Here is a 21,748-nt window from a genome sequence, read left to right on the forward strand (position 1 = left end):
CTCAGTGGTGGACGGGCTCGAACTCGACGTCGATGACGTCGCCGCCCGTTCCGCCAAAGCCGCCAACTCCCGCGCGCTGCTCGAATTGTCGCCGCTGCTCTGTGACCTGATCGGCAGAACCTGGCTGATGGCTTGCATTGGTGCCTCCGGTGGTATTGGGGATTGCGGGCATTGCGCCTGCCGCATGGCGGTTGCGGGCGGTCTTGATTGCCCAAGGGAACGGGTTCGTGACCGGTGGCGATCGCGCCAGCCCTTCAGCGACCGTGTGCCCCAGCGTCTCCGGCGTCACGCCCTCCTTCAGGGCGGCCAGTAGGTCGGGGTGGCTCGGGTTGGTGGAATGGCAACCGGCCTTGCGCATCAGCAAGCACGCACGCCCCGCGTCGGTCACGCCTCCCAGAGATCCTTGAGTGAGATGTGATGTATCTGGAGTAGTAATGGGGTCTGGGGTCTGGGTACCCGTGTTCACACCTGTGTTCACACCAACTGTCACACGTGACTCTGCGTGACATGTCACGCGTGACAACTGATCGAGTGTCACGCGCTCGTCGCCCGTGACATGCGTGACATGAAGCGCCTTCAGCTGTGCCATCGTGACCATGCCTCCCGGCACGACGCCGACGGCGCGCAGGTCTTCGAACAGCATGGTTCTGCGTGCTCGGGTCCGTGCCTGACGCTCGGTTTCGTTGCTCTTTCGGGCATCACGGCGACCTTGGCCCTCCGCAATCCGGCCTTGCGCCTTGGCGATTTGTTCATCGCAGCGCTTGCTGTGCCGCAATCCGTCTTCTGCCACGGGGAAGTAGCGCTCGGCGACCTTCTTGACCGCAGCCTTGTCCGCCGCAGTGATTGCGCCGGCGATGATGTACAGCTCGGCCAGGCTCTCTGGCAGCGCCTGCTCTTCCGAGTAGTACGCCAGCATCAGCTTGAAGTAGACGCCGTGGTCGGTCAGGGACAGTCGGGTCGTGTCCTTGAGGTAGTCGCCCGGGAACATTTCGAAGTAGATCATCAGGGTTCCCCAGCACCGTGCTTGCCGCGTGCCGCGGCACGGGAACTGCCAACCCTGGCCAGCTCATGCTCGTTGGGCGGCAGCGTCTCCAGCCGGTATGTCTCACCCAGGCTGTTGCGCCAGCGGTACGCCGTGGCGCGGCTCACGCCGAAGTGCCGGACAATGGCCTCAACGGTTGGGAAATCGCTGAGCTCGACTGCCCAGCGCATGAACTCCATGACGATCCTGGTGGTGTTGTAGCCGGCAAGGGCGTGCTGCGGCGCGCTGCGCCGCTGCTTCTTTTCAGACATCGCGGCGGCTACCGGAGCTACGGTCGGCTCTCGCTCAACCGGAGCGGTGCGGAGCGCAGGGCCACAGCGCAGGCCGAGGGTCGGACTGATGTTCATCCTGCCGCTCCCGCATGGCCCGAAACGGGAACCTCACGCCCCATCACGGTGCTCAGCTGCCGCAGGCTTGGAAGCCGTCGCCTGGCGGCTGCCGGGTCGTTGAGGTCCTGCAGCGCGAGCTGCCAGCGGTATGCCGTCGCGCGCGAGAGGCCGAATCGCTTCTGAAGCGCATCAACGCGCACCGGCTGCGGCTGCTCTTTTGCCCAGAGGACTACATTCACCATGGGCAGAAGCGGCACCACACTCTCGGGGATGCGACGGCCGGCACTGTCGAATTCGCTGACCACGGCGATTGCCCAGCTCACCATTGCACCGCCGCTCATCGCTGCGCACCCTGCACCGCTCGCGGCGCCAGATCCTGCAGGTGGCCCGACACGTAGCGCTTGGCCGTCACCAGTTCCGCCTCGAGCTGACCGATCTCGTCCAGCGCGCGGCGCAGCTCGGGTATGTCCTTCGGGCAGATGCGGCCGTCGGCCAGGACGTTGGTGATCGCTTCGAGCGTGTGACCGAACTCCACCGACAGGCGGGCCACAGCCAGCACGCCGGCATGCGGCTCCATCATCGGAATACGGGCACCGAGAAAGCCATAGCGCTGGGCCAGCTCGCGCGAGCAGGCGTCGCGCCAGTGCGGTGGCAGCGCACGAACCCACGACTCTTCCAGGTCAACAGGCATCTTGACTGTGCCATTGCGGATGCGGGCAATGAGCTGGCCGTTGGACTTCAGCGCTTTTTCGGTGCTGTCGGCGTCTACACCGACATGGAAGTGCAGGATGCGCTCGGCTGGCGCTACGTCCGCCATGTACTGCTCGGCGATCGCCTGGGCGAGGCTGCTGTCGGTGTGGCCGCTGTTGCGAATGGCGTCGGTCGTGTGCCGGAACACCACCGCAGAGCGCGGCTCGTGGTACTGAGGATCAGGCTTCATTTACGCACCTCGGGAGGCGATGCAAAGTGGTCGCCATGGACAGGACGACCGAAATTCTGGGATTGGGTGGCTTGCGGATCGCGGCTCAGTGGTCTGGTTGGAACGCGGTCACACCGCGTCGACCGGCACGATCCGGTCAGCGTCTGGGTCGGTCTCCGAGCTGGGGAGTTCGCCGAAGATGTCAGGCCGCAGTTCATGCCTCGAGACGTGGGTCATTGCCTCGATCGACAGGATGTGGTGCGCGGCAACCGGCCGACGGCCTGTGCGCCATTGCGAAACCAACGCGGGGTGAACCTTGAGCAGGCGCGCTAGTGCGCCCTGCCCTCCTACCGCGTCGATGGCCTTTTGGATCGGTACCACGGGGTGGTTGGGCTCGTTCATGCGCCAAACATAGCAGTGCTATTTACCCATGTAAATAGCATCGCTGTTCGTTTTCCTGAACACCTTCAAATAGCATCGCTATATGCCAAGGCCAGCCAACCCCAAGACCGCTGAAGGCCGCGCAATCGCGGAGGCCATCACCCGCGCCGGCCTGACCCAGGCGCTTGTTGCCGAGCGACTGGAAGTCACCCCCAGCTTCATTTCTCAGTTTTCCACTGGCTTGCGACCAGTGCCGTGGGACAAGGCAGAGGCTTTGGCCGATGTTCTCGGGCTGCAGCCCCAGGAAGTAAGCGCTGAGTACGCTCGCCTGATGGACAGTTTCGGCACGTCTCAGGTTGCGAGACTTAACGCCGATATCGTCGTGGCCGCCATCGCTGTGGTGCGCAAGGCTCTAGATCTGGCCACAGGCGAGACATTTGATGTCGAGCAATCGCCCGATCTGTTCGCCCAGGCGCTGCGCGTTGCACTTGCTGCGGATTTGAGGAAACAGGGGAAGCGTACAGATGGATCTCGATCAGGAGATGGACAAGCTAGCTCAGCTGATCGCGCTGCGCGCGCAGCGGAAGTTGGGCGAGAAGCCCAAGCTCACGGTGGTCGGAAGCGCAAAGCCGGCTGAGCTGCCAGCTACAGCACCTGATGGAGCCAGCAGGAAGGTCACGCACCCGGCGGGCCGCATGGACGTCGTACTTCGTGAATCACACTGCCGCATGATCCGGCACTTTCAAAGGCGCTGGGGCGCTCCCATGCAGCTTCTGATCGATCAGGCTTGTTTCGGTTACATGGGAATCGAACAGCTTCCGGACGATGACCTGATCCAGCTGCATAAGGACCTGGAGCGCGCCGAAGATTGCATGCGGGACGGCGTCAGCTTTGAGGATGCCGGCTTGCTCCGCAGCCGCTATGGATGAGAGGCATGACCAATGAGGAAGTACTTGTACGCCGCTGGGATGGTGGTGCTGGCCCTTTGTGGCTGCGTCAACGCAAGCAATCCTAGCAACGATCCAGCGCGCGCCGCCGCTGCCCGTGCGTCTGCATCGGCAGCCGAGGCTGCGACAAAAGCTCAAGAGGCTATCGACACGCTCAAAGGATCGACGGCCGAACTGTGCGAAGGCGAGTCCACTGCTGCCGAGCGCATCATGAAGGCAAGGCAGATGGGCACACCCATGGCTACCGTCATGGCGACTGCAACGAAGTATGGTGAGCCGTACGTGGGCTTCGTCCACAAAGCATATGAACTTCCACGGTTGACCAGTGATGCCGCCAAAGACGTGGTCACGGGGGAATTTAGAGACGCTGCATACAGCGACTGCCTCAAGCGCTGGGAATTCTGATTTCTTAACGGATTCACAAATTCATTGCGACAAATTCGCTTCGTAAACAGCATCGCTATTGTCATGGTTAGATAGCAGCGCTATTGTTCCGTCATCGGCAGCCGCCGGAACGGAGACCTAGCAATGCCCCTGACCCTCAGCACCAAGCGCACCGCCTGCGTCGGCCTGGCCGCCTTGGCGTGCTTCATCGCCCTGGGCGTGGTTGCCTGGGCCACCCCCGTCGATGCACCCGCCGCGGCTACCGGCGACGCGCCAGACGGCCTCGTGATCACCAGCCCCCGCATCTGCGCCGCCCTGGCTGTGTATGAGCTGGCCGCCGGGGACGATTGGGCACTGCGTGCCACCGTCGCCAACACGACCCTCAACGCCTTCCGCGATGCAGACCGGGTGCCCGACTGTGCGGCAGGCGTCACTGCGGCGCTGACGCAAAACTTCGAGCCGGCGCGCTGGCAGCTTTCCCTCGACGCGGCCGATGCCGTCCTGAGCGGCTCCTATGAGATTTCCCCGGCGGCATGCGTCCGGGCCAATGCGGTTGTTCCCCTGTCGACCGCAGACGGCAAAGAGCCGAGCACCTCCCCGGTGCTGGCCCGGGCGCAGTGCGTCATGCACGAACTGGCCTTCGTGGAGGTGGCGCCGTGATCACCGGCCTCCGTACTGAACCGCGCGCCGCGATGATCGGCGCACAGCGCCTGCCCCTGAGCCCCACCGAATCAAAGGTGCTGCAGCTGATCATCAATGCAGGTGACACCCCGATCAGCCGCTCCGCGCTGGAAGAGAGCCTGTATGGCGGTGCCGGCCGTAAATCGAACACCGTCGAGGTGACCATCTGCCGCCTGCGCCAGAAGCTGGCCCAGCACGGCTACCGCATCAATGCCACCCGCAGCCGTGGCTACACGATCAGTCAGGCCGGTGCAGCATGATCGCCACCATCACCTACCCCCTCGCACAGCGCGCGGCCGTCGCCGCCAAGGCAGCCGCTACGGCCGCCACTGGTATGGGCTTCGCCCCGAACCTGGTCGCCGCAGCCGCTGACGTTGCCGCGCGCGCAGTGCTGGAACGTCGCGCCAGTGCCGGTCGAGCCATCGCCGACGTGCGCAGGAACCTTCGCCGCATGTTGCGGGCACAAGGCGGTGCCGCATGAGGGCTCCTGCGATCAAGCTCCCTGCCCCTGACCTGACGCCGGACCAGCGCGCGGCCCTGGAGCGCGCGAAGCGCCCCCGCCGCCATCCCTACCGCGTGTATTGCACGCACCAGGCGAGCGCGCAGCGTCAGCGCGAGGCGGAGGAGCAGCGCCAGCGCGTCGCGCCGAACCTGCACAGGTTGGTGCGCTGATGGACGGCCTGCATCCGATCGGCGGCGGCCTGGACGCGGTGATCGTCAGCACGGCCACGCCGACGCCTGAAGAGAGGCTGCAGCGGTACGCGGCAGCAGTTGCTGCCCATCCGTGCCGCTGGTTCTCGCTCCGCGTGCAGTTCGGCCAGATCCTGCAGCGCTCGATCAAGAACGGCACACGGGTGGGCTACGCAGCGTGGCAACGGCAGATGCCGGCTCTCTGGCCCCGTGTACACATCAACTGACTGGAGAAGCTTCGTATGCCGACCATCACTATCGACGTCGACCTTGACGATTTCGATGACCAAGACCTCTTGGAGGAGTGCAGGGTTCGCGGTCTCAGTGTGCTGCCCACTGCCCCTGCCGATGCGCCTGTTGCGGAGCTGGTTGTAGAGCGCGCCTATCTAGCGGCTCGCGCCATGACCGAACTTCCGCAGGAGCTGAAAGACCTGTTCTGGGTCGTGCATGGCCGCGCAATCGCATGACGTCGAAGGGCCGCCCGGGATGGACCTCCGCAACCAGCTCGACATCTTTGACCACGACCCAGCCCGCCTGGCCAAGGCCAACCGCGCCGCCGCCGAGCAGGCACTGACCGATCCGTTTTTCTCCGCGAAGGTCCGACAGGACCGTCACGACTACTACATCGCCGAAGCCGAACGCCTTGAGCGCTTGGCAGCCATGGCCGAGAAGCCGGCCACCACCGCAGCCTGAGATCTCCCGAATGAAACCGCCTCAGCCCAGCGACGCCAAACCTTCAACTCCGATCCCCGATAGCGCGATTGAAGCGTTCCGCGCTGCCTACGCAACCCATGGCGCCCAAAAGGGCTACGCCGAGGCCATCCGCGCGGGCCTCGCCGCCGCAGCGCCACTGATCAGCCATGACGCCATGCTCTCGCTCGAGCAGGATGCGCAGGCCTACCTGGTGCGCCAGCTGGACATTGCCCTGAATGGTGAGGCCGCCGCAGCGCGCGAGCCGGTGCTGGCTGATCTTCTGAGCCAGTGCCAGGACGAGGTTCGCCGCCGCAGCGGCCCAGTTTTGACCACGCTTCCGATCTGCGCGCAACACCACCTACTGCAGGTGTTCAGCGATATGGCCGATCGCGCGCGCCTAATGACCGACGCCGCTGTGCGTGAAGTTGTGCTGATGGGTACTACGGAGGTGCGCTGTGGCTGATCACTCAGTCCAGGTCCAACGGATGAGCTCGCGCGTAGTCAGCCCCCAGGCCTTCGGCGATTCTCTCGGCCTCATCCTGGCTTGCGTGGTGCGCCATCGTGTGATCACGGAACGCAGGCGCGTCATCACCCTCGCGCCAGACCTCAACTTCCGCGCGCCAGAACGGCAGCGGTTGGCCCTCTGCGATGTACTGGGAGTCGATGTCCAGATGCCATCCGGAAACCAATCGGGTGAAAGGCATGGCTAAGCGTCCGATTCTGACGAATGGAACCATCGTACGCGCTTCCCTGGCGGACGGGCAGCCCGGTGGGAGGGTGAGGCTCCCCGATCAGGCCGAGCGTGCGCGGTTTGAGGCATTCCTAAGTGGGAATCCGCTCATTGCCTTGTCCGCTGGTACGGCATGGCAGGTTTGGCAAGCCGCCCTCTCCGCCCAGCCCTCCCCGGGTGGGCAGGGGGATAGCCGAAGCGAAAAGGCTGAAACTTTTCTTCGTCAGTACCTCACCTATCTGCGCAGCAGCCCAAGGAAAGGACTGCGGCCTCGCTGGTGTGACGTATATGAGGCGCTCGAAGTCGCAATAGAAGCCCTCGCCGCCCGCCAGCCGGTGGGGCAGATCGTCGGATGGCAGCATTGCGCCGACAACTACGCGCACATGGTGATTTCCGACAGCAACAAGACCGCCTTGAAGGAAGGGGAAACCGAGGAAGGCATCCGCAAGATCGACGCGGCCTACAGCATCCCGTTGGTACGCCAGCCGGCGACCCCGCCCGCTCAGGCCGTGGACCTGGGTGCGGTGCGTGAGGCCCTGCGGGCAGCAGAGGGGCTGGCGACCATCTGCGCCTCAGTTGATGGCTATTCCCGAGAGGAAGTGGCCGCCAGTGGCCGCGCGATGAGGCAGCAGTTTGCCGACGCACTTGCCAAGGTCGACAGCCAGGCGGTGGGCAATGGCTGACGCTCTGCCAGCCGTCCTCGATCCCTGCTGCGGTAGCCGCATGATGTGGTTCGACCCCAGCGACCAGCGCGGCCTGTTCGGCGACCAGCGGCACGAAACCATCACGGTGATCGACCGCACGCATCGCGCCGACGGCACGCGCGTCCTGTCCATCCATCCGGACTGCCTGCTGGACTTCCGCGCCCTGCCCTTCGCAGACGGATCGTTCCCGCTGGTGGTGTTCGATCCACCGCACCTGGTGCGCGCAGGCAAGGACAGCTGGCTGGCGGCGAAGTACGGGAAGCTGAGCAAGGACTGGCGCGCGGACCTCCGCGCCGGGTTCGCCGAGTGCTTCCGCGTCCTGCGCCCCGAGGGCGTGCTGATATTCAAATGGTCAGAGGTGCAGGTGGCCACGCGCGACGTGCTGGCGCTCACCGATGCTCGCCCGCTCTTCGGGCATCCGTCCGGCAAGCGCGCCGGCACGCACTGGATCTGCTTCATGAAGGATCCCGCCCATGGCTGACCAGCTGCTCACCGCTGCTCAGGCCAAACACACAGCCCGCGTGCTGCTGACCGAATGCCGGGCACGCCGACACGGCCTCGGCTTCTGGTTCGCCTTCAACGCTGCACAGCGCGCGCGCATGCGCGCGACCGCTCCCGCACCACTGCCGGCATCGCCACGCGCACCGGCACTGCCGGCCCAACTGGACCTGTTCGCATGATCCACATCGGAGACTGCCTGGAAGTGATGCGCGGAATGGCCGCCGGCTCGGTCGACGCCATCGTGACCGATCCGCCCTACGGCCTGTCGTTCATGGGCAAGCGCTGGGATTACGACGTACCCAGCACCGAGATTTGGGCCGAGTGCCTGCGCGTGTTGAAGCCTGGCGGCCACCTGCTGGCTTTCGCCGGAACCCGCACGCAACACCGTATGGCAGTGCGAATCGAGGATGCTGGCTTCGAGATCCGCGACATGATCGCGTGGGTCTACGGCAGCGGTTTCCCGAAGTCGCACAATGGTGCTTGGGGCGGTACCGCTCTGAAGCCAGCGCTCGAACCGATCACGGTCGCCCGCAAGCCTCTTATAGGTACGGTGGCAGCCAACTGGCATCAGCATGGCACCGGTGGGCTCAACATCGACTCTTGCCGGATCGAGACGATGGACAAGCTCGGCGGCGGCGACCAATCGGCCGCGCCGAAGATTGCTTCCGATGGTTGGCACCGGCCATGGATGGAGGACGAGCAGGCAAAAGCCGCACATGCTGACCGTTGCAACACCAACGTAGCGAAGGCGGAAGCGCTGGGTCGCTGGCCTGCCAACCTGATCCACGATGGCAGCGAGGAAGTACTCGCGGCATTCCCTGCAGCGCCGGGACAGAAAGCGGACCTGAGTGATGATGGGGAAAGCGCCCGATTCTCGGTCGTGTACGACGGCGGGCCCCTCCCGCGAGGCGGCGAAGCGAGTTCGAACAGCGTCAACGATGGAGCGGTGGGCTTCAAGATGCGTCCTGGTGCACGCCGTTTGGATAGCGGCAGCGCTGCCCGGTTCTTCTACTGCGCTAAGGCAACGCGTGAAGACCGCAACGACGGCCTCGATTCTGGCCCGGTGCCAGCAGTATCGGCTGGTGCAACGATGCGCGACCGCGAGACTGCCAACTGGCCGGCGCGGAACGGCAACCACCACCCCACAGTGAAGCCGACTGACCTCATGCGCTACCTGTGCCGGCTTGTCACTCCTGCCGGCGGCATGGTGCTGGACCCGTTCATGGGTAGCGGCAGCACCGGCAAAGCTGCCGTTCTCGAGGGCTTCCAGTTCATCGGCATCGAGCTGGACCCCGCCTATGCCGCAATCGCCGAGGCGCGCATCCGGGTCGCACAGCCTGGCCTTTCATTTGGAGACGTCGCATGAGCCCAGGACGCAACGCCGCATCTATCCGCGCTGCTCTTCGCGGCCCAGCGCCCGCGCACGTAACGGCGCGCGACATGATCCGCCGCCACTGCCGGGAGCATGGCAAGCAGCTTGCCTGCCTTGCGCCCGCCTGGGGCTGCCAGGTGTTCAGCGTTTGGCGCGCATTCGGCCGGACGTCCCGCCCCCTGCAGCCGCATCAGGTTGAGGGCACGATCACAACGCTGCAGCTGGACGAGTTCGATGCGAACGAGCTACGGCTGCGTGCTGCTCGCGAAGCAGGGTGGCACATCGATCCCAAGATGCTGCTCGAGGGCGGAGCATGAGCGGGGATGCTTCGACCATCAGCACAGCACCGCCGCAGACTGCGAGTGACGCCGTGCGCGAGATGCGAGCAGCAGGCCGCGCCGGTCATGCAGTGCCGGCCGATCAGGTGAATCGATGGGCCACCACGCTGATGCGTCTGTTCGGTCAGCAGCGAGCCGTCAGGCTCGAGCAATGGGGCGGATCGTTCTGGTATCAGATCGATGAAAGGCAGTGGTACCGAGCCCTTGCAGCTGGCGAACAGGTCCGGGCTCTTTACACCCAGCCGCTGCTCCACGAGGTCCGCAGGGCCGGCAAAGATCGGGATCACATCTGGTCGGCGGATCGAACGCACTGCACCGTCTGTAACGACCCCTTCGATTGGGCCGATCCGTACTGCAACCCACCCAAGCCGCCGACGCCCATCGCGCTGAAACCCCAGCCGTTCAATCCGTCCTGGGTTCTCCCGCTGCTCGACCGCCTGGAGCGAGCGTTGAAGCGTGAAGGCAAGCGGGAAAGGGACGAGTGGGGTTTCCGAATTGCGCAGATGCGTAAGTCAATCGAAGAGCATACGAAGGAGAAATCACATTGACCGTTGAGCACATCAAGGCCGCTGCGGGCGAGCGGTCACCACTGATCCACCAGCAGCGCGCGGCCATAGCGGTTGCAGCAGCTCTCGAAACCGCCCTGACCAGCACGCGCCCCGCCAGCGGCGGCGGCCGCGCATTGACCTTCACCTTTGCCGGTGAGCCGCAGCTGCGGGCCGCGTGCGACGCCTGGCGCGCATACGCCCTCGCCACCATCGACACGCAGGCGCCGCTGGCGGAGACGGCGACCCAGCGGCTGACGGCCCAGATCGGCCTCGCGCTTTTCGATGACCCCACCATGGACCTGACACAGATCGCAAACCTTGTGTCCACGGCGCGGGCGGATTCGCACACTGCGCTCCTGTTGGCGCCCACCACTGAAGTAACGGAGGCCCGAGATGGGCGCAGCTGAGAACATCCCCGAAGTCCTGCTGAAGCTCGAGCAGGTCGAAGCTCAGACCGGGATGAAGAAGAGCTACATCTACCGCGAGATGGAGAAGGGCACTTTCCCGCCCAGGCACAAGGTCGGCGGCGGCACTCGCTGGTACCAGAGCGACATCCAGCGTTGGATCCGCGCACGCAGGAGCGCCCCGCAGTGGACGCCCGACGATGTGGGGCGGCCAGCGGCCAACTGCGACAGCAGCGGAGCGTAAACGGTCACCGAGCGGTCACCGCGCGGCACTGGCTTGACGAAGAAGGCACTGCGGATGATCCTAAGTGCCTGATTCGATGGTGGGCCCACCAGGATTCGAACCTGGAACCAAGGGATTATGAGTCCCCTGCTCTAACCGTTGAGCTATAGGCCCTGCGCAGCGCCACAGTGTAGTGGAGGCCACGCTCGATCGGCTACCCGGCAGCTGCAAGAGCCTCACCAACACGCCCCAACCGCTTCTCCGCCACGTCCGCAAACCACATCTGCCGCCGCAGATGTGCCTGGAACAGCGCCACCGTCCTCCTGGCCTCTTCCAGTGCCTTCTGGTTGCCGCCGTCAAAGCCCTCGACCAGTTCCGCACCAGACAGCGTCAGCAACGCATACGTCGTGCGGCGGGCAAACCCCAGCCGATCCTCACGCTCATCCTGCATCACCTCATCCCAATCAAGCAGCGACGAAAAATCAGTCTGCCGGGAATCAGACAGATCGTGCTCCACATCATTCATGGCGTTACTCCGGATGCATGGCAAATCAGTGCCGCAGGCCGCATGTGATGTACGTGACCTGCTGCGCGCTTGCATCAGCGCCGATGGAGACCGGCCTGCCTACGCGATGTGTTGAGCATCTGCACGGTCAGCGTGCGGCCACCGCAGGAAGTAATCAAATGGCAGACGCGACATCGGCAGGATCCGAGCGGCATGGCCGGGAACGACCAAAGAAAAACCCCGCACCAGGCGGGGTCTCTCTCAACGCTTCAACAGCCGCTGGCTATCAATCGATATCCAGGAAGCTGCGCAGCTGCTCCGAACGGCTCGGGTGACGCAGCTTGCGCAGGGCCTTCGCTTCGATCTGGCGGATGCGCTCGCGGGTCACGTCGAACTGCTTGCCGACCTCTTCCAGCGTGTGGTCGGTGTTCATGTCAATGCCGAAGCGCATGCGCAGCACCTTGGCTTCCCTCGGGGTGAGGCCGGCCAGCACGTCGCGAACGGTTTCAGACAAGTTGATGTTGGTGGTGTTCTCGATCGGGGACTCCACGTTGGTGTCCTCGATGAAGTCGCCCAGATGGGAATCCTCGTCGTCGCCGATCGGGGTTTCCATCGAGATCGGCTCCTTGGCGATCTTCATCACCTTGCGGATCTTGTCTTCCGGCATGTCCATTTCCTTGGCCAGCTCCTCCGGCGTAGCCTCGCGGCCGTACTGCTGGAGCATCTGGCGGGAAATGCGGTTCAACTTGTTGATCGTCTCGATCATGTGCACCGGAATTCGGATGGTGCGCGCCTGGTCGGCGATCGAGCGGGTGATCGCCTGGCGGATCCACCAGGTGGCGTAGGTCGAGAACTTGTAGCCGCGGCGGTACTCGAACTTGTCCACGGCCTTCATCAGGCCGATGTTGCCTTCCTGGATCAGGTCGAGGAACTGCAGGCCACGGTTGGTGTACTTCTTGGCAATCGAGATCACCAGGCGCAGGTTGGCCTCGACCATTTCCTTCTTGGCCTTGCGTGCCTTGGCTTCACCGTAGGCCATGGCACGGCTGATTTCCTTCAGCTCTTCCAGGTCCAGCTGGGTCAGCTTCTCGATGTCGATCGTCGCCTGCTGTTCGGCGATGATCTGGTCCTTCACTTCGCGCAGGGCCGACGACCACTTCTGCTTGCGCTTCAGTGCGTCTTCCACCCACTCCAGGTTGGTCTGGTTGCCTTCCCAGGAACGGATGAAGTCCTTGCGCGGCATGCGCGCGGTGACGGTGGCCAGGTTCAGCACACGGCGCTCATGCGACTTGATGTCGGCCATGGTGTCGCGCAACTGCTTGGTCAGCACGTCGGTCAGCGGCAGCGGCAGCTTCAGGGTGACGAACACCGCCGACATCTCTTCGCGCAGGCGCGGCAGGTTCTTCTTGTCGCCCTTGGTCGCGGCCTTCTTGAAAGCGTTGAAGGCATCGCTCAGTGCCTGCATGCGCGCGGCGACTTCCTCCGGATCCGGACCGGTCGGTGCGGCTTCTTCATCGCCACCGTCGACATCGTCGTCCTCGTCCTCGTCGCCTTCGGCGTCCGCATCGGCGCTGTCATCGGCAACGACCGCCGGCGGTGCCGGCTCTTCGTCGACCAGGTCGTTGAAGCCGACGATCACTTCGGCCAGGCGCTTCTTGCCTTCCTTGTGGGCTTCGTAGTCGTTCAGCAGCGACTCGACCGAAACCGGGAACTGGCCCAGGGCCGCCTGGACCTGCGAAAGGCCTTCCTCGATGCGCTTGGCGATGGCGATTTCGCCTTCGCGGGTCAGCAGCTCGACGGTGCCCATTTCGCGCATGTACATGCGCACCGGGTCGGTGGTACGGCCACCTTCGGTGTCGAGCGCGCTCAGCGCGGCGGCAGCTTCTTCAGCCGCGGTGTCATCGACTTCGCGGTTGCCGGTGTTGCCATCGTTGAGAAGCAGGGTTTCCACATCCGGCGCAACTTCATGGACATCAATGCCCATGCCGTTGATCATGCCGATGATGTCTTCGATCTGTTCCGGGTCGACCATGTCGTCCGGCAGATGGTCATTGACTTCGGCGTAGGTCAGGTAGCCCTGTTCCAGGCCCTTGCTGATCAGTTGCTTGATTTCGGATTGGGCAGGACGTTCGTTGGCCATGTAGTGCTCGCGCCACCGGCTAGGGAGAAATAGGGAACGTAGCATTATACCAGCCCGGGGCCCCGCCTGCCGGGCGGTGGTCCCGCAGGCTCAGGGCCTGAGAAGGAAGGTCACGGGACCGTCATTGACCAGGCTGACGACCATATGGGCACCAAATCGGCCCGTTTCCACCCCGGGCGCGTGATTTTCACGACAGATCTCGACAAATCGATTGAACCCGCGTTCAGCCTCGTCCGGCGGTGCGGCGGTCGTGAAACTGGGGCGCATGCCCGAACGGGTATCGGCGGCCAGGGTGAACTGGCTGACCAGCAGCAGGCCGCCGCCGGTGTCGCGCAGCGACCGGTTCATCTTCCCGGCCTCGTCGGCGAATACCCGGTAGCCCAGCAGGCGCTCGGCCATCCGTCGCAACTGGGCCTCGGTATCGCCCGGTTCCATGCCGACCAGGGCCAGCAGGCCGGGGCCGATCTGCCCCACCACTTCCTGGTCGACATGGACGGCGGCCTGGCTGACGCGCTGGATCAGGACGAGCATCGTGGGCTTCCAATGAACAGGGCCGGCCACGATAGCAGCGCCCTTGGCTAAACTGGCGCCGATGAATCCGCAACGCAAAGCCCGGCTGGTCTACCGCGCCACCACTCTGTTCGCCCGCCTGCCCTGGCCAGTGCTGCGGGGGTTCGCGCATGCCCTGGCGTGGACGTGGGTCCGTCTCAACGCTCGCGAGAGCCGCGTCACCCGGCGCAACCTGGAACTGGCTTACCCGGAACTGGACGGTCCGGCGCGCGACCGCCTGCACCGCGAGCTGCTGCGCTCCACCGCCCTGCAGGCCATCGAGACGCTGCGGCTGTGGAGCCAGAGGCCGGCCGACAACCTGCGCCTGCACCTGAAGCAGCGCCACGGCGAAGCCCTGTACGACGCGGCGCTGGCCGGCGGGAAGGGCGTGATCGTGGCCGCACCCCACTTCGGCAACTGGGAGCTGCTGAACCAGTGGCTGGCCTCGCGCGGGCACATCGCCATCGTCTACAAGCCACCGGAGGACGAGGCCAGCGACGCCTTCCTGCAGCTGGTGCGGGGCGGCCAGAACGTGCAGCAGGTGCGCGCCGAGGGCCCCGCCGTGCGCCAGCTGTTCAAGGTGCTCAAGGACGGCGGTGCCACCGGCATCCTGCCCGACCAGCAACCCAAGGCCGGCGACGGCGTGTTCGTGCCGTTCTTCGGCGTGCAGGCACTGACCATGACCCTGGTCAACCGGCTGGCCGAGCGCACCGGCGCCACCGTGCTGTATGGCTGGTGCGAGCGCATCGGGCCGCACATGGAATTCGCCCTGCACATCGAGCCGACCGACCCCGCCGTGGCCGACCCGGACCCGCAGGTGGCGGCCACCGCGCTCAACGCCGGCATCGAGCGCATCGCCCGCCGCGACCCGACGCAGTACCAGTGGACCTACAAGCGCTATACGCTGCGGCCACCAGGCAGCGGCGAGGAAGACCCGTACGCGACCGAAGAGCATCCACACTGACGGTCGCATCACGCGGGCCCGTCCGGCCCCTGCGACCGGCGGCCGCACCACGTTGAATACGACGCCGTCGCCCCCATAGAGACTGCGATGTCCGCCTCCCCCGGTCCTGCCATGCCTGCTGCCTCTTCCCTGTTCGGCGACCCCGCCGCGATCCGCTGCGAACGCGCGGTGGCCGAACTGCGTGCCGGTCGCCCGGTACTGCTCCACGATGGCCAGGGCCAGCGCCTGGCGGTGATTGCACTGGACAGCGCCACTGCCAGCAGCTTTGCCACGTTCGCCGCTGCCGCGCGCGAGCGCCACTACCTGTTCCTGACCGCGACCCGCGCCCGCGTGCTCGGCGTGGAAGCACCGGAAGGCGCGCGCCTGCCGCTGGCCGGCATTGCCTTCGATACCCTGCCCTCGCTGGGTTACCTGCGCGAGCCCGGCCCCATGCCCGACGGCTGGGCGGCCGGCGACGCCTTCGATGCCGGCGCGGTGGAGCTGGCCCGCCTGGGCCTGCTGCTGCCGGCAATGGTCGCGGTGCGCCTGGACGTGGATGACCACACGTTCGACGGTGCCGCCGAGGTGGCCCTGTGCGACCTGGCCGAAGGCGCAGCACATGCGGCCCACGACTACGAACTGGTGGCGCGTTCGCCGGTACCGCTGCGCGACGTCGGCATGACCACCTTCGCGGTGTTCCGCGGCGGCGTGGCCCAGCGCGACCAGGTCGCGATCATCGTCGGCGAACCGGACCTGTCGTCGGTGGTACCGGTACGCGTGCACTCCTCGTGCCTGACCGGCGACCTGTTCGGCTCGCTCAAGTGCGACTGCGGCGACCAGCTGCGGCGCGGGCTGCGCAAGCTGAAGGAACTGGGCGGTGGCGTGCTGCTGTACCTGGACCAGGAAGGCCGCGGCACCGGCATCGCCGCCAAGATGCGCGCCTACGGCTACCAGCACGACGGCCTGGACACCATCGACGCCGATGCACAGCTGGGCTTCGGTGCCGACGAACGCCGCTACGGCAGTGCGGTGGCGATGCTGCATGGCCTGGGCATTTCGCGCGTGGCTCTGCTCAGCAACAACCCGACCAAGGCACAGCGCCTGCGCAATGCCGGCATCGAGGTGCTGGACTGCATTCCGGTCACCGGCGAGATCACCGCCGAAAACGAACACTACCTGCGCACCAAGGCCGATCGTGCTGGCCACCTGCTGGATGTCGATGCGCTGATCCAGGCTGCCCAGTAACACAGCCGACCTGCTACCGTCTGCGCGGTGCGGCCACCGCCGCCGCTCGCCCTGCCACCTGACGGAGCCCGCGTGACCGACGTCGCCCCCATCGCCCCGACCACCGAAGCCTGGCAATCGCTACCGCAACGTGCCGCCCGCCTGGCCGCACTGGAAGGCGCCTTCGGCGGACTGTTCGTGCCGGGTCTGCCACTGGCCGCAGCTGCCTGGTTCTTCGATCTGCCCGGCGGCCTGTGGACTGCCGCCCTGGGGCTGCTGATCGGCATCCTCTTCGGCGCCTGGCTCGGCCGCCGGCGACTGACCCGCACCCGCTGGCGCCTGGATGACCAGGGCCTGGGCCTGCGCCGCGACCTGATGTGGCAGCTGGAAACCCGGATTCCCATTTCGCGCGTACAGCACCTGGACCTGCGCCGGGGCCCGTTGGAGCGACGCGCCGGCCTGGCCACGCTGATCGTGCACACTGCCGGTACCCGCATGAGCGCGGTCACCGTCAACGGCCTGGATGAAGCCGACGCCGAGCGCCTGCGCGACACCCTCTCGCACCAGCTCGACCAGGACGCCGACGCCCTGTGAGCCTGCCGCCGCCCCTGCCCGCATCGCTGCCTGCCGGTGGCGAGGACCATCGCCTGCACCCGTGGTCGTGGTTGTTCGTGCTGCTGATGCAGCTGCGACACTACTTCCTGCCGCTGGTCGCGCTGCTGGTGTTCGGCCAGCGTGGCGAGCGCGACCCGATGTGGGCGCAGTTGATTCCACTGTCGGCGATCGCGGCACTGGTGCTGGTCTCGGTGCTGCAGTACCTCAGCTACCGCTACCGCATCGGCAGCGATGCCATCACCGTGCGCAGCGGGCTGCTGGCGCGCAACCGCCGCGAGATCCCGTTCGCCCGCATCCACAACGTGGAAGTGCGGCAGAACCCGTTGCACCGGCTGTTCGGTGTGGCCGAGCTGCGCCTGGAATCGGCCGGCGGCGTGCGGCCGGAAGCCGAGATGCGGGTACTGAGGCTGGACCAGGCGCTGGCGCTGGAACGGCTGGTGCGCCAGCGTGGGCAGGCACCGCAGCCCGCCGGCGCCGTTGCCACTCCCTCGATCACCGGGGCCGACACCGAACAGGTGCTGCTGCGCCTGTCGAGCTGGGACGTGGTGCGCATGGGCCTGCTCTCCAACCGCGGATGGGCACTGGCGATCGCCGCCTTCGGCGTGCTGTTCCAGACCGTGCCGCGGCCGGTGATGGACGCGGCCATCCAGCGTGGTGGCAGGGAGGCCTTCGGCTACGCAAGCCACCTGCATCCCGGCGTGGCCGGCGCCTTCCTGCTGCTGGCCGCAGCCCTGCTGCTGGGCTGGATGGCGCTGCGTGCGTTGTCGGTGGTGCTGACCCTGCTGCGCTATCACGGCTTCACTCTCAGCGAGCAGGATCGCCGGCTGACCGTCTCGGCTGGCCTGGTCAGCCGAACCCGCAGCAGTGTCGCGCGTCGCCGCATCCAGGCCTGGACGCTGTACGAGACCACCCTGCATCGCTGGTTCGGCCTGCGCCAGCTGCGCGTCGACAGTGCCGCCGGCGGCCCTTCGCGGGACCAGGACCGCGCTCTGCGCGAGCTGGCACCGCTGGCCCCGGCAATGCGCTGCGAGCAGCTGGTGCAGCACCTGTTGCCTCAACTGCAGTGGCCACCGGCGCAATGGCAGTCCATTCCGCAGCGTGGCTGGTGGCGGCTGTGCCTGGGCGCGCTGCTGCTGGTTCCCCTGCTGGCCGCCGCCGCGTACTGGCGCTGGGGATCATGGGGCCTGATCGTGCTGGCCTGGCTGCCGCTGGCGCTGCTGGTGGCCCACCGGCAGATGGCGCGCATGGGCTGGTATCTGGATGACCACTACGTCGCCGTGCGCGGCGGCTGGTGGAAGCGCTGGTGGCGCTGGGCCGAGCTGGACAAGGTGCAGGGCCTGCGCCTGCTGCGCTCGCCACTGGACAAGCTGCTGGGCACCAGCAGCCTGCAGCTGGATACCGCCGGCGCGCATGGCGATGTGGCATTGATCCTGCACTACCTGCCGCAGGCGCAGGCGCAACAGGTGATGGATCAACTGGCGGCCGCGCTGGCGCGGCGCAAGCTGCGCTGGTAGGCAGTGCCGGCCGCTGGCCGGCACTACCGCGGCCGGGGTCGCGCATCCACGCATGGCGTGGATCTACTTTGAGCCGAGCCCACGCTCGGCTTACCGCTGCGACGGCCCCCAATACCCCAGGTCCTTGCGGATCTGCAGGTCGCGCACCCAGCTGCCGAACGGCTTGCGCCGCAGCACGCCCATCTCGCCGGACAGGAAATCCTCGGTAGCCGCAATCACCCGTTCGCTGGACAGGCCATCGCGGTACGGATGGATGGCGTCGGCGTAGCGCACGATCTCCGCCTGCAGCGCGGCGTCGGGATGCAGCGCGCGCTGCAGCATCGCAGGCAGCTGCACCGGGTCATCGAAGTCGATCATGTGCGGCTTGGGCACCCGGTTGCGGAAGGTGACCACCGGCTTGTGCTGGACGATGAACTCCGAAACGATCGAGGACGTATCGGACACCAGCACATCGGCAGCGCGCTGTGCAGCCATCACCTGCTCAGGCTCGATGAAGCGCGCATTGGCACCGGCCAGCGCGCGGTAGCGTTCGAACAATTCCGGTGGGCACTTCGGGTGCAGGGTCAGCAGCCAGTAGCGGTTGCCCTCTGCGATGTCGGCAGCAATCTGCGCATGCAGGTGCGGGGCTGCGCTCAGGCGTTCGGTGAAGGTCGAACCGAACAGGATCACCGGGCGTCCTCCAGCGGCGGCGCGCAGCGCGGCGCTCTCGCCACCATCGTCGCGGAACAGCGGATCCAGCTTCGGCCAGCCGGTCTCGGCCACCGCGAAGTGGCCCTGCAGGGCCGCGATCTCACGAAACGGCCCGGTGGTGGCCGGCCCCTGCGTGCAGTACAGGTCGAACATGCCGCGCACCCGGAAGTGGCCGCGCGCACTGTCCCGCTTCTCCACGTTGAAGCCATGGAACAGCTGCACCTTGGCTCCCGAAAGGAAGGTCGGCACCCAGTTGGCGGCGCTGAACACCGCCCGCGGCCGCATTGCCAGCGCCTGCTTGAGGCCGATGTTGGGCACGCCCGGCAGCTGGCTGCCGGCCGCGCCGCCCTCGAACCAGGCCGCCACCTCCTGCCCGGAGACGTGCAAGGCCTGCGCCAACGGGGCGAGAATAGGCAGCGCATAGCGCTCCGTCGCAAACAACAGGTACCCGGCCATCATGTCCTCCACGACCGCTCCCATCGAACGGCCTCGCATCTCGGCCTGCATTATCGCGTTCAACGAGGCCGGCCGCATCGGCGACTGCCTGGCCTCGCTGGCCTTCTGCGATGAGATCGTCGTCGTGGACTCCTACTCCACCGATGCCACCGTGGCCATCGCCGAGGCCGCAGGCGCCCGCGTGCTGCAGCGCCCGTTCGACGGCTTCCGCAGCCAGAAGGCGTACTGCGTCGAGCAGGCCGGCCACGACTGGGTGCTGTGCCTGGACGCCGATGAGCGGATCAGCCCGGAACTGCGTGAGGCCATCGAACAGGCCCGCGACGGTGGCTTCGCTGGCCATGCCGGCTATCGCTTCGCACGCCTGTCGGAGTACTTCGGCAAGTTCCTGCGCCATGGCAATGCCTACCCGGACCGGGTGATGCGCCTGTTCGACCGCCGCCGTGGCGGCTGGCGCGGCAAGCGCGAGATCCATGAGGCCGCCAGCGTCGATGGCAGTGTCGGTACCCTGCGCGGCGACCTGGTCCACTACCCCTACCGCTCCTTGCAGCAGCAGCTGGCCAAGACCGAGAAGTACGCGCGGATGATGGCCGAGCACGAGTTCGCGCGCGGCAAGCGGGCCACCCTGGGCAAGCTGGTGCTGGCACCGGCCTGGCGGTTCTGGCGCGGCTTCGTGTTCCGTGGCGGCTTCCGCGACGGCTGGCATGGCCTGGTCTACGCCTACGTACGCGCCAACTACGTGCGGCAGAAGACCATCATGCTGTGGATGCTGGGCAACGGCCAGGCCGTAGCCGACCCGCCGAACCCCTGATCGCCGGGCCCTGCCCGGCGCGCCGATGCATCACGCCCCGGTGACTGCCCGGTGGCGCGCGCCTTCGACGATCGACAGGCCGGTCAGCAGGCCGACCAGGGTCACGTAGAAACTGGCCGTCATCTGGTGCGCGAACATCGACTGGGTCAGGCCGCACAGCGCATAGGTGATCACCAGCATGATGCCGGCTGCGGCCGGCCCCCGGAAGGTCGTCCGTCCGCTGCGGCGATGAAGCCGCACGAACACCCCTAGCGGGATGCCATACACCGCCAGCAACAGCAGCAGGCCCGGTACGCCCTGGGTCGCTGCCCATTCGGCAACATCGTTGTGCGCATGCCCCAGGTGGCAACGCATCTCTTCCGGATTCTCACGGCAGACCGGCACGCGCAGCATCGCGCTGTCGAAATGACCGATGCCAACGCCCACCAGCGGGTGATCGAGGAAGGTCTCCCAGGCCACCTGCAGGCGTTCCACGCGGGCACCGGCAGAAGAATCACTGTCACCCAGTTCCATCCGCTGCACGTCACTGTGAAGCTCGCTCAGGCGCACCTGGTGACGCAGCTCCGGTACCGACAGCAGCAGGGTCGCACCGATCGCCAACATGCCGGCCAGCACCGACAGGCGCGCCGCGCCGGTGCGCCAGCGCAGGCTCAGCGCCAGCACCACCAGCAGTGCCAGCAGGGCGGCAAACACGCCGCGGCTGCCGGTCAGCACGATGGTGCCGCAGCCGGCGGCCATGCCGAGGATCACCAGCGACCAGCGCCGCGACGGGCGACAGAACACCAGCAGCACCATCAACACCATCACGATGTCGGCCAGCACGATGGCGTTGGTGAACAACTCTGCGCGCGGGGCGCCACCCAGCACCTGCCACAGCGACATCGCGAAGGTGGCGAGCAGGCCGGTCAATGATCCGTACCAGAGCCACCGCAGGTTGGGACGCAGCGCGCAGACCCAGAGCGCGATCCACGGGATCACCACGAATCGCGAGCGGTTGTCGACGTCACGCAGGCCCTGCTCGAACAACACCACCGACAGTACGCCGAGCGCCAGCACCGCCAGCATCAGCCAGGCCAGCACTTTCACCGGCTGACCGGCCATGCCGCGCGCGCGCCACAGCAGCTCCGGCGCCAGCAGCGTGCTGAGCAGCAGCAGCAGGCCATACGGCAGCAGGTTGATCGGCACGGTCAGCACCAGTGCCGGCAGGCAGAACAGGCCCAGCTGGGCGAGCGCATGCGCGACCCCATGGCGCCCACCGGCGGGAACGCCCAGCGGGTTTCCGGCCAAGGGGTTCAGGTTGTCCGGTGAAGCTGGCACGTCGGGAAGTATCGCTGCAATCTGAGGGAAGAACGGGACGGGCCAACGCAGGCCGTCCCAGCCTGCTGTTTTACTGCCTTTGGGCCTGCTTGGGCAGACTG

Annotated in this window: 35 protein-coding genes and 1 tRNA gene; 24 read left to right on the plus strand and 12 right to left on the minus strand. The window is 66.3% G+C overall.

Annotated elements, in window-relative coordinates:
* Position 1: 1 nt before the first annotated feature.
* The 5 genes from AC5P5V_RS06710 to AC5P5V_RS06730 all read right to left on the minus strand — a co-directional run bounded on the left by AC5P5V_RS06710 (position 2) and on the right by AC5P5V_RS06730 (position 2,692).
* Positions 2 to 1,003 (minus strand): YdaU family protein, encoded by a 1,002-nt coding sequence (locus tag AC5P5V_RS06710; protein WP_495215846.1) that lies wholly within the window; start codon positions 1,001 to 1,003, stop codon positions 2 to 4.
* The gene (locus AC5P5V_RS06715; protein ID WP_495215847.1) at positions 1,003 to 1,389 is read right to left on the minus strand and encodes a hypothetical protein; all 387 of its coding nucleotides are present in this window, start codon (positions 1,387 to 1,389) and stop codon (positions 1,003 to 1,005) included. The genes AC5P5V_RS06710 and AC5P5V_RS06715 overlap by 1 nt, the downstream gene beginning before the upstream one ends.
* Positions 1,386 to 1,712 (minus strand): hypothetical protein, encoded by a 327-nt coding sequence (locus tag AC5P5V_RS06720; RefSeq protein WP_495215848.1) that lies wholly within the window; start codon positions 1,710 to 1,712, stop codon positions 1,386 to 1,388. The genes AC5P5V_RS06715 and AC5P5V_RS06720 overlap by 4 nt, the downstream gene beginning before the upstream one ends.
* Entirely contained in the window at positions 1,709 to 2,311 is a 603-nt protein-coding gene (locus AC5P5V_RS06725) for a DUF8585 domain-containing protein (RefSeq protein WP_064239326.1), read from the minus strand. The genes AC5P5V_RS06720 and AC5P5V_RS06725 overlap by 4 nt, the downstream gene beginning before the upstream one ends.
* 108 nt (positions 2,312 to 2,419) lie before the next feature.
* Positions 2,420 to 2,692, minus strand: coding sequence for a helix-turn-helix domain-containing protein (locus AC5P5V_RS06730; RefSeq protein ID WP_495215849.1), 273 nt, complete (start codon positions 2,690 to 2,692; stop codon positions 2,420 to 2,422).
* An 82-nt stretch (positions 2,693 to 2,774) separates the two neighbouring features.
* Between AC5P5V_RS06730 and AC5P5V_RS06735 the strand changes: the two genes are divergently transcribed.
* The 11 genes from AC5P5V_RS06735 (at position 2,775) to AC5P5V_RS06785 (ending at position 6,529) form a co-directional block, all read left to right on the plus strand.
* Positions 2,775 to 3,308, plus strand: a complete 534-nt coding sequence (locus tag AC5P5V_RS06735; protein WP_087786482.1) for a helix-turn-helix domain-containing protein — start codon at positions 2,775 to 2,777, stop codon at positions 3,306 to 3,308.
* Positions 3,196 to 3,600: a hypothetical protein gene (locus tag AC5P5V_RS06740; RefSeq protein ID WP_495215850.1), complete on the plus strand. Its 405-nt coding sequence runs from the start codon at positions 3,196 to 3,198 to the stop codon at positions 3,598 to 3,600. The genes AC5P5V_RS06735 and AC5P5V_RS06740 overlap by 113 nt, the downstream gene beginning before the upstream one ends.
* A 12-nt stretch (positions 3,601 to 3,612) precedes the next feature.
* Entirely contained in the window at positions 3,613 to 4,023 is a 411-nt protein-coding gene (locus AC5P5V_RS06745) for a hypothetical protein (RefSeq protein ID WP_495215851.1), read from the plus strand.
* Positions 4,024 to 4,146: 123 nt separating this feature from the next.
* Entirely contained in the window at positions 4,147 to 4,662 is a 516-nt protein-coding gene (locus AC5P5V_RS06750; protein WP_495215852.1) for a hypothetical protein, read from the plus strand.
* Complete coding sequence (locus AC5P5V_RS06755) at positions 4,659 to 4,943, plus strand: helix-turn-helix domain-containing protein (RefSeq protein ID WP_087786480.1); 285 nt, start codon at positions 4,659 to 4,661, stop codon at positions 4,941 to 4,943. Before AC5P5V_RS06750 ends, AC5P5V_RS06755 begins: the two co-directional genes overlap by 4 nt.
* The gene (locus AC5P5V_RS06760) at positions 4,940 to 5,164 is read left to right on the plus strand and encodes a hypothetical protein (protein WP_495215853.1); all 225 of its coding nucleotides are present in this window, start codon (positions 4,940 to 4,942) and stop codon (positions 5,162 to 5,164) included. The genes AC5P5V_RS06755 and AC5P5V_RS06760 overlap by 4 nt, the downstream gene beginning before the upstream one ends.
* On the plus strand, positions 5,161 to 5,355 hold the full coding sequence (locus AC5P5V_RS06765; RefSeq protein WP_049461230.1) for a hypothetical protein: 195 nt from the start codon (positions 5,161 to 5,163) through the stop codon (positions 5,353 to 5,355). Before AC5P5V_RS06760 ends, AC5P5V_RS06765 begins: the two co-directional genes overlap by 4 nt.
* Positions 5,355 to 5,600 (plus strand): hypothetical protein, encoded by a 246-nt coding sequence (locus AC5P5V_RS06770; protein WP_495215854.1) that lies wholly within the window; start codon positions 5,355 to 5,357, stop codon positions 5,598 to 5,600. Before AC5P5V_RS06765 ends, AC5P5V_RS06770 begins: the two co-directional genes overlap by 1 nt.
* A 15-nt stretch (positions 5,601 to 5,615) precedes the next feature.
* Positions 5,616 to 5,840, plus strand: coding sequence for a hypothetical protein (locus tag AC5P5V_RS06775; protein ID WP_495215855.1), 225 nt, complete (start codon positions 5,616 to 5,618; stop codon positions 5,838 to 5,840).
* Positions 5,821 to 6,066 (plus strand): hypothetical protein, encoded by a 246-nt coding sequence (locus AC5P5V_RS06780; protein ID WP_134968300.1) that lies wholly within the window; start codon positions 5,821 to 5,823, stop codon positions 6,064 to 6,066. The genes AC5P5V_RS06775 and AC5P5V_RS06780 overlap by 20 nt, the downstream gene beginning before the upstream one ends.
* Before the next feature lie 10 nt (positions 6,067 to 6,076).
* Positions 6,077 to 6,529, plus strand: coding sequence for a hypothetical protein (locus AC5P5V_RS06785; RefSeq protein WP_134968299.1), 453 nt, complete (start codon positions 6,077 to 6,079; stop codon positions 6,527 to 6,529).
* Between the two features lie 4 nt (positions 6,530 to 6,533).
* On the opposite strand, the gene AC5P5V_RS06790 is transcribed toward AC5P5V_RS06785, so the two are convergent.
* A complete protein-coding gene (locus AC5P5V_RS06790) occupies positions 6,534 to 6,770 on the minus strand; it encodes a hypothetical protein (RefSeq protein ID WP_134968298.1) in 237 nt (78 codons plus the stop codon).
* On the opposite strand from AC5P5V_RS06790, the gene AC5P5V_RS06795 reads away from it, so the two are divergent.
* The 8 genes from AC5P5V_RS06795 (at position 6,769) to AC5P5V_RS06830 (ending at position 10,907) form a co-directional block, all read left to right on the plus strand.
* On the plus strand, positions 6,769 to 7,479 hold the full coding sequence (locus AC5P5V_RS06795) for a hypothetical protein (protein ID WP_134968297.1): 711 nt from the start codon (positions 6,769 to 6,771) through the stop codon (positions 7,477 to 7,479). The genes AC5P5V_RS06790 and AC5P5V_RS06795 overlap by 2 nt on opposite strands.
* Before the next feature lie 40 nt (positions 7,480 to 7,519).
* Positions 7,520 to 7,981, plus strand: a complete 462-nt coding sequence (locus AC5P5V_RS06800) for a class I SAM-dependent methyltransferase (RefSeq protein ID WP_235643181.1) — start codon at positions 7,520 to 7,522, stop codon at positions 7,979 to 7,981.
* Entirely contained in the window at positions 7,974 to 8,180 is a 207-nt protein-coding gene (locus tag AC5P5V_RS06805) for a hypothetical protein (protein WP_134968296.1), read from the plus strand. Before AC5P5V_RS06800 ends, AC5P5V_RS06805 begins: the two co-directional genes overlap by 8 nt.
* Positions 8,177 to 9,367: a DNA-methyltransferase gene (locus AC5P5V_RS06810; RefSeq protein ID WP_134968295.1), complete on the plus strand. Its 1,191-nt coding sequence runs from the start codon at positions 8,177 to 8,179 to the stop codon at positions 9,365 to 9,367. The genes AC5P5V_RS06805 and AC5P5V_RS06810 overlap by 4 nt, the downstream gene beginning before the upstream one ends.
* A 74-nt stretch (positions 9,368 to 9,441) precedes the next feature.
* A complete protein-coding gene (locus AC5P5V_RS06815; RefSeq protein WP_495215856.1) occupies positions 9,442 to 9,690 on the plus strand; it encodes a hypothetical protein in 249 nt (82 codons plus the stop codon).
* A complete protein-coding gene (locus tag AC5P5V_RS06820) occupies positions 9,687 to 10,259 on the plus strand; it encodes a hypothetical protein (RefSeq protein ID WP_235643183.1) in 573 nt (190 codons plus the stop codon). The genes AC5P5V_RS06815 and AC5P5V_RS06820 overlap by 4 nt, the downstream gene beginning before the upstream one ends.
* A complete protein-coding gene (locus AC5P5V_RS06825) occupies positions 10,256 to 10,666 on the plus strand; it encodes a hypothetical protein (RefSeq protein ID WP_495215857.1) in 411 nt (136 codons plus the stop codon). The genes AC5P5V_RS06820 and AC5P5V_RS06825 overlap by 4 nt, the downstream gene beginning before the upstream one ends.
* Complete coding sequence (locus tag AC5P5V_RS06830; protein ID WP_135966546.1) at positions 10,653 to 10,907, plus strand: helix-turn-helix transcriptional regulator; 255 nt, start codon at positions 10,653 to 10,655, stop codon at positions 10,905 to 10,907. Before AC5P5V_RS06825 ends, AC5P5V_RS06830 begins: the two co-directional genes overlap by 14 nt.
* Positions 10,908 to 10,984: 77 nt before the next feature.
* On the opposite strand, the gene AC5P5V_RS06835 is transcribed toward AC5P5V_RS06830, so the two are convergent.
* The 4 genes from AC5P5V_RS06835 to dtd all read right to left on the minus strand — a co-directional run bounded on the left by AC5P5V_RS06835 (position 10,985) and on the right by dtd (position 14,062).
* A tRNA-Ile gene (locus AC5P5V_RS06835) sits at positions 10,985 to 11,060 on the minus strand.
* 40 nt (positions 11,061 to 11,100) lie between these two features.
* Complete coding sequence (locus tag AC5P5V_RS06840; protein WP_134968291.1) at positions 11,101 to 11,412, minus strand: hypothetical protein; 312 nt, start codon at positions 11,410 to 11,412, stop codon at positions 11,101 to 11,103.
* Between the two features lie 265 nt (positions 11,413 to 11,677).
* Positions 11,678 to 13,531: an RNA polymerase sigma factor RpoD gene (gene rpoD, locus AC5P5V_RS06845; RefSeq protein ID WP_005419586.1), complete on the minus strand. Its 1,854-nt coding sequence runs from the start codon at positions 13,529 to 13,531 to the stop codon at positions 11,678 to 11,680.
* A 90-nt stretch (positions 13,532 to 13,621) separates the two neighbouring features.
* Positions 13,622 to 14,062 carry a D-aminoacyl-tRNA deacylase gene (gene dtd, locus AC5P5V_RS06850; protein WP_005419588.1) on the minus strand — a complete coding sequence of 147 codons (441 nt, stop codon included), beginning with the start codon at positions 14,060 to 14,062 and terminating at the stop codon, positions 13,622 to 13,624.
* Positions 14,063 to 14,123: 61 nt separating this feature from the next.
* Here dtd and AC5P5V_RS06855 point away from each other — a divergent pair, with 61 nt between their 5' ends.
* The 4 genes from AC5P5V_RS06855 to AC5P5V_RS06870 all read left to right on the plus strand — a co-directional run bounded on the left by AC5P5V_RS06855 (position 14,124) and on the right by AC5P5V_RS06870 (position 18,376).
* Complete coding sequence (locus AC5P5V_RS06855; RefSeq protein ID WP_134968290.1) at positions 14,124 to 15,044, plus strand: lauroyl acyltransferase; 921 nt, start codon at positions 14,124 to 14,126, stop codon at positions 15,042 to 15,044.
* A gap of 87 nt (positions 15,045 to 15,131) precedes the next feature.
* Entirely contained in the window at positions 15,132 to 16,268 is a 1,137-nt protein-coding gene (gene ribA / locus AC5P5V_RS06860; protein WP_065196859.1) for a GTP cyclohydrolase II RibA, read from the plus strand.
* Positions 16,269 to 16,340: 72 nt separating this feature from the next.
* Positions 16,341 to 16,841 (plus strand): PH domain-containing protein, encoded by a 501-nt coding sequence (locus tag AC5P5V_RS06865; RefSeq protein ID WP_005419594.1) that lies wholly within the window; start codon positions 16,341 to 16,343, stop codon positions 16,839 to 16,841.
* The gene (locus AC5P5V_RS06870; RefSeq protein ID WP_134969197.1) at positions 16,838 to 18,376 is read left to right on the plus strand and encodes a PH domain-containing protein; all 1,539 of its coding nucleotides are present in this window, start codon (positions 16,838 to 16,840) and stop codon (positions 18,374 to 18,376) included. The genes AC5P5V_RS06865 and AC5P5V_RS06870 overlap by 4 nt, the downstream gene beginning before the upstream one ends.
* A gap of 90 nt (positions 18,377 to 18,466) precedes the next feature.
* On the opposite strand, the gene AC5P5V_RS06875 is transcribed toward AC5P5V_RS06870, so the two are convergent.
* Positions 18,467 to 19,525, minus strand: coding sequence for a CDP-glycerol glycerophosphotransferase family protein (locus tag AC5P5V_RS06875; protein WP_061478125.1), 1,059 nt, complete (start codon positions 19,523 to 19,525; stop codon positions 18,467 to 18,469).
* On the opposite strand from AC5P5V_RS06875, the gene AC5P5V_RS06880 reads away from it, so the two are divergent.
* Positions 19,524 to 20,330 (plus strand): glycosyltransferase family 2 protein, encoded by an 807-nt coding sequence (locus AC5P5V_RS06880; protein ID WP_061478126.1) that lies wholly within the window; start codon positions 19,524 to 19,526, stop codon positions 20,328 to 20,330. The two genes, AC5P5V_RS06875 and AC5P5V_RS06880, sit on opposite strands and share 2 nt — an antisense overlap.
* Positions 20,331 to 20,360: 30 nt before the next feature.
* Here AC5P5V_RS06880 and AC5P5V_RS06885 read toward each other — a convergent pair whose 3' ends face one another.
* Positions 20,361 to 21,617: an O-antigen ligase family protein gene (locus AC5P5V_RS06885; RefSeq protein ID WP_061478127.1), complete on the minus strand. Its 1,257-nt coding sequence runs from the start codon at positions 21,615 to 21,617 to the stop codon at positions 20,361 to 20,363.
* Positions 21,618 to 21,748 lie beyond the last annotated feature (131 nt).

It is taken from the genome of Stenotrophomonas sp. YJH_SMC_130, from assembly GCF_059369035.1.

What these genes read in the sequence shown, in the direction of transcription:
- AC5P5V_RS06710 (WP_495215846.1), bottom strand. Translation starts at nt 1,003, where the DNA reads ATGATCTACTTCGAAATGTTCCCGGGCGACTACCTCAAGGACACGACC.
- AC5P5V_RS06715 (WP_495215847.1), bottom strand. Translation starts at nt 1,389, where the DNA reads ATGAACATCAGTCCGACCCTCGGCCTGCGCTGTGGCCCTGCGCTCCGC.
- AC5P5V_RS06720 (WP_495215848.1), bottom strand. Translation starts at nt 1,712, where the DNA reads ATGAGCGGCGGTGCAATGGTGAGCTGGGCAATCGCCGTGGTCAGCGAA.
- AC5P5V_RS06725 (WP_064239326.1), bottom strand. Translation starts at nt 2,311, where the DNA reads ATGAAGCCTGATCCTCAGTACCACGAGCCGCGCTCTGCGGTGGTGTTC.
- AC5P5V_RS06730 (WP_495215849.1), bottom strand. Translation starts at nt 2,692, where the DNA reads ATGAACGAGCCCAACCACCCCGTGGTACCGATCCAAAAGGCCATCGAC.
- AC5P5V_RS06735 (WP_087786482.1), top strand. Translation starts at nt 2,775, where the DNA reads ATGCCAAGGCCAGCCAACCCCAAGACCGCTGAAGGCCGCGCAATCGCG.
- AC5P5V_RS06740 (WP_495215850.1), top strand. Translation starts at nt 3,196, where the DNA reads ATGGATCTCGATCAGGAGATGGACAAGCTAGCTCAGCTGATCGCGCTG.
- AC5P5V_RS06745 (WP_495215851.1), top strand. Translation starts at nt 3,613, where the DNA reads ATGAGGAAGTACTTGTACGCCGCTGGGATGGTGGTGCTGGCCCTTTGT.
- AC5P5V_RS06750 (WP_495215852.1), top strand. Translation starts at nt 4,147, where the DNA reads ATGCCCCTGACCCTCAGCACCAAGCGCACCGCCTGCGTCGGCCTGGCC.
- AC5P5V_RS06760 (WP_495215853.1), top strand. Translation starts at nt 4,940, where the DNA reads ATGATCGCCACCATCACCTACCCCCTCGCACAGCGCGCGGCCGTCGCC.
- AC5P5V_RS06765 (WP_049461230.1), top strand. Translation starts at nt 5,161, where the DNA reads ATGAGGGCTCCTGCGATCAAGCTCCCTGCCCCTGACCTGACGCCGGAC.
- AC5P5V_RS06770 (WP_495215854.1), top strand. Translation starts at nt 5,355, where the DNA reads ATGGACGGCCTGCATCCGATCGGCGGCGGCCTGGACGCGGTGATCGTC.
- AC5P5V_RS06775 (WP_495215855.1), top strand. Translation starts at nt 5,616, where the DNA reads ATGCCGACCATCACTATCGACGTCGACCTTGACGATTTCGATGACCAA.
- AC5P5V_RS06780 (WP_134968300.1), top strand. Translation starts at nt 5,821, where the DNA reads ATGGCCGCGCAATCGCATGACGTCGAAGGGCCGCCCGGGATGGACCTC.
- AC5P5V_RS06785 (WP_134968299.1), top strand. Translation starts at nt 6,077, where the DNA reads ATGAAACCGCCTCAGCCCAGCGACGCCAAACCTTCAACTCCGATCCCC.
- AC5P5V_RS06795 (WP_134968297.1), top strand. Translation starts at nt 6,769, where the DNA reads ATGGCTAAGCGTCCGATTCTGACGAATGGAACCATCGTACGCGCTTCC.
- AC5P5V_RS06790 (WP_134968298.1), bottom strand. Translation starts at nt 6,770, where the DNA reads ATGCCTTTCACCCGATTGGTTTCCGGATGGCATCTGGACATCGACTCC.
- AC5P5V_RS06800 (WP_235643181.1), top strand. Translation starts at nt 7,520, where the DNA reads ATGATGTGGTTCGACCCCAGCGACCAGCGCGGCCTGTTCGGCGACCAG.
- AC5P5V_RS06805 (WP_134968296.1), top strand. Translation starts at nt 7,974, where the DNA reads ATGGCTGACCAGCTGCTCACCGCTGCTCAGGCCAAACACACAGCCCGC.
- AC5P5V_RS06810 (WP_134968295.1), top strand. Translation starts at nt 8,177, where the DNA reads ATGATCCACATCGGAGACTGCCTGGAAGTGATGCGCGGAATGGCCGCC.
- AC5P5V_RS06815 (WP_495215856.1), top strand. Translation starts at nt 9,442, where the DNA reads ATGATCCGCCGCCACTGCCGGGAGCATGGCAAGCAGCTTGCCTGCCTT.
- AC5P5V_RS06820 (WP_235643183.1), top strand. Translation starts at nt 9,687, where the DNA reads ATGAGCGGGGATGCTTCGACCATCAGCACAGCACCGCCGCAGACTGCG.
- AC5P5V_RS06830 (WP_135966546.1), top strand. Translation starts at nt 10,653, where the DNA reads ATGGGCGCAGCTGAGAACATCCCCGAAGTCCTGCTGAAGCTCGAGCAG.
- AC5P5V_RS06840 (WP_134968291.1), bottom strand. Translation starts at nt 11,412, where the DNA reads ATGAATGATGTGGAGCACGATCTGTCTGATTCCCGGCAGACTGATTTT.
- rpoD (WP_005419586.1), bottom strand. Translation starts at nt 13,531, where the DNA reads ATGGCCAACGAACGTCCTGCCCAATCCGAAATCAAGCAACTGATCAGC.
- dtd (WP_005419588.1), bottom strand. Translation starts at nt 14,062, where the DNA reads ATGCTCGTCCTGATCCAGCGCGTCAGCCAGGCCGCCGTCCATGTCGAC.
- AC5P5V_RS06855 (WP_134968290.1), top strand. Translation starts at nt 14,124, where the DNA reads ATGAATCCGCAACGCAAAGCCCGGCTGGTCTACCGCGCCACCACTCTG.
- ribA (WP_065196859.1), top strand. Translation starts at nt 15,132, where the DNA reads ATGTCCGCCTCCCCCGGTCCTGCCATGCCTGCTGCCTCTTCCCTGTTC.
- AC5P5V_RS06880 (WP_061478126.1), top strand. Translation starts at nt 19,524, where the DNA reads ATGTCCTCCACGACCGCTCCCATCGAACGGCCTCGCATCTCGGCCTGC.
- AC5P5V_RS06875 (WP_061478125.1), bottom strand. Translation starts at nt 19,525, where the DNA reads ATGATGGCCGGGTACCTGTTGTTTGCGACGGAGCGCTATGCGCTGCCT.